2 protein-coding genes are annotated in these 2926 nt (G+C 59.9%); both read left to right on the forward strand.

Features of this window, described 5'->3' with window-relative positions:
• Positions 1-2203, forward strand: a 2203-nt coding sequence (locus tag ACIPIZ_RS29265; protein WP_401168981.1) for an NADP-dependent isocitrate dehydrogenase, incomplete at its 5' end; no start/stop codon positions are given.
• 205 nt (positions 2204-2408) lie between these two features.
• The gene (locus ACIPIZ_RS29270; RefSeq protein ID WP_401168983.1) at positions 2409-2855 is read left to right on the forward strand and encodes an NUDIX hydrolase; all 447 of its coding nucleotides are present in this window, start codon (positions 2409-2411) and stop codon (positions 2853-2855) included.
• Positions 2856-2926 lie beyond the last annotated feature (71 nt).

The following is a 2926-nucleotide window of genomic DNA, read 5'->3' on the forward strand; positions in this document are numbered from 1 at the left end:
CTATACCTTCACCGACGAAGCTCCTGCCCTCGCCACCTATACCCTGCTGCCGATCATCGAGGCTTACACCGCCTCGGCCGATATCGCCGTGGAAACCCGCGATATCTCTCTTGCAGCACGCATCCTGGCAAGCTTCCCCGAGCAACTGGGCGACAAAGCCGTAGCCGACCACCTCGCTGAACTGGGCGACCTGGCCGTTACGCCTGAAGCCAATATCATCAAGCTGCCGAACATCAGCGCTTCGGTGCCACAGCTGCAAGCCGCGATCAAAGAGCTGCAAGCTCAGGGTTACAACCTGCCGGACTACCCGGAAACCGTAACCAGCGACGCCGACAAAGACGCCAAGGCGCGTTACGACAAGGTCAAGGGCAGCGCCGTGAACCCGGTTCTGCGTGAAGGCAACTCCGACCGCCGCGCACCGCTGTCGGTGAAGAACTATGCGCGCAAGCACCCGCACAAAATGGGCGCCTGGGCCAAAGACTCCAAGTCCCACGTCGCTCACATGAGCACCGGCGATTTCTACGGTAGCGAAAAAGCTGCCCTGATCGACGCCGCTGACGCCGTGAAGATCGAGCTGATCGCCAAAGACGGCACCGCAACCGTTCTGAAAGAAAAAACCACCGTTCAGGCTGGCGAGATCCTCGACTGCGCCGTGATGAGCAAAAACGCCCTGCGCGCGTTCATCGCAGCTGAAATCGAAAGCGCCAAGGCCCAGGGCGTGCTGCTCTCGGTGCACCTGAAAGCGACCATGATGAAGGTCTCCGACCCGATCATGTTCGGCCAGATCGTTGCCGAGTTCTATAAAGATGCCCTGACCAAGCACGCTGAAGTGCTGGCCGAGATCGGCTTCAACCTGAACAACGGCATCGGCGATCTGTACGCGCGCATCAAGGCCCTGCCGGCCGAGCAGCAAGCGCAGATCGAAGCCGACATGGCCGCGGTCTACGCTGCTCGTCCATCGCTGGCGATGGTCAACTCCGACAAAGGCATCACCAACCTGCACGTGCCGAGCGACGTTATCGTCGACGCCTCGATGCCAGCGATGATCCGTGACTCCGGCAAAATGTGGGGCACCGACGGCCAGCTGCACGACACCAAGGCGGTGATCCCGGATCGTTGCTACGCGACCATCTACCAGGCCGTGATCGAAGACTGCAAAGCCAATGGCGCTTTCGACCCGACCACCATGGGCAGCGTGCCAAACGTTGGTCTGATGGCGAAGAAAGCCGAAGAGTACGGCTCGCACGACAAGACCTTCCAGATCAAGGCTGACGGCGTGGTTCGCGTCACCGACAGCAAGGGCAACCTGCTGATGGAACAGGCTGTTGAAGCCGGCGACATCTTCCGCATGTGCCAGACCAAGGACGCGCCGATTCAGGACTGGGTCAAACTGGCCGTCAACCGTGCTCGCGCCAGCAGCACCCCGGCGATCTTCTGGCTCGACCCGATGCGCGCTCACGATGGCGTAGTGATCGAGAAAGTTCAGGCTTACCTGAAGGATCACGACACGGCCGGTCTGGACATCCAGATCATGGCGCCGGTCGACGCAATGAAGTTCACCCTGCAGCGCACCCGCGAAGGCAAGGACACCATTTCGGTGACCGGCAACGTACTGCGCGACTACCTGACCGACCTGTTCCCGATCATGGAACTGGGCACCAGCGCCAAGATGCTGTCGATCGTGCCACTGATGAACGGCGGTGGCCTGTTCGAAACCGGCGCCGGCGGTTCGGCTCCGAAGCACGTGCAGCAACTGGTTGAAGAGAACTTCCTGCGCTGGGATTCGCTGGGCGAGTTCCTCGCACTGGCAGCATCCCTTGAGCATCTGGGTGTGAACTACAACAACCCGAAAGCGCTGGTGCTGTCGAAAACCCTGGATCAGGCGACTGGCCAGTTCCTCGACAACAACAAGTCGCCATCGCGCAAAGTCGGCAACATCGACAACCGCGGCAGCCACTTCTACCTGGCGATGTACTGGGCTCAGGCCCTGGCTGCCCAGACTGAAGACGCTGCACTGCAAGCGCAGTTCGCGACTCTGGCGAAAACTCTGACCGAGAACGAAGCAACCATCGTTGCCGAGCTCAACGCCGTTCAGGGCAAGCCAGTCGACATCGGCGGTTACTACCACGCCAATGCCGAGCTGATCAGCAAGGCCATGCGCCCAAGCGCAACCCTCAACGCAGCGATTGCTGCGCTGGTTTAAGGTTGTAAAGGGAACATCACAAACCCCGGCCCTGTGCCGGGGTTTGTGTTTCCGGGCTTTATGATCACCACAAAACCCTGTGGGAGCTGGCTTGCCAGCGATAGCGGTGGATCAGTCACCTTCAATGCTGAATGATAGGCCGCCATCGCTGGCAAGCCAGCTCCCACAGGGATCGGGTTCCAATATTCAGAAACGAGGACACCGCATGGAATGGCTCCCCCACATCACCGTCGCCACCATCGTCGAGGACAACGGCCGCTTTCTGATGGTCGAGGAACACAAGGCCGGGCGCAATGTGCTCAACCAGCCCGCCGGCCATCTCGACCCGGACGAAACGCTGATCGAAGCCGCCGTGCGCGAAACCCTCGAAGAAACCGGTTGGGACGTCGAACCCACCGGCGTCATTGGCATTTATCTGTACACCGCCCCAAGCAACGGCGTGACCTACCAACGCGTGTGTTTCAGCGCTAAAGCCATCAAACATCACCCGGATTACCAGCTCGACGACGGCATCGTCGGCGCCAAGTGGCTGACCCGCGACGAATTAATCGCCCAGCGCGACAACTGGCGCAGTGAGCTGATCATCCGTTGCATCGACGATTATCTGGCCGGCCATCACTTCAGCCTCGAACTGATCCGCCCTTCTCTTTAGCCTTGAGGCCGTGAGCCTGATAGAATCGCGTCCTTTTTCAAGACACTCATTGAATCCCTATGCGTGATCCA

The organism is Pseudomonas sp. NPDC087690, assembly GCF_044743175.1.
Lineage (GTDB): Bacteria > Pseudomonadota > Gammaproteobacteria > Pseudomonadales > Pseudomonadaceae > Aquipseudomonas.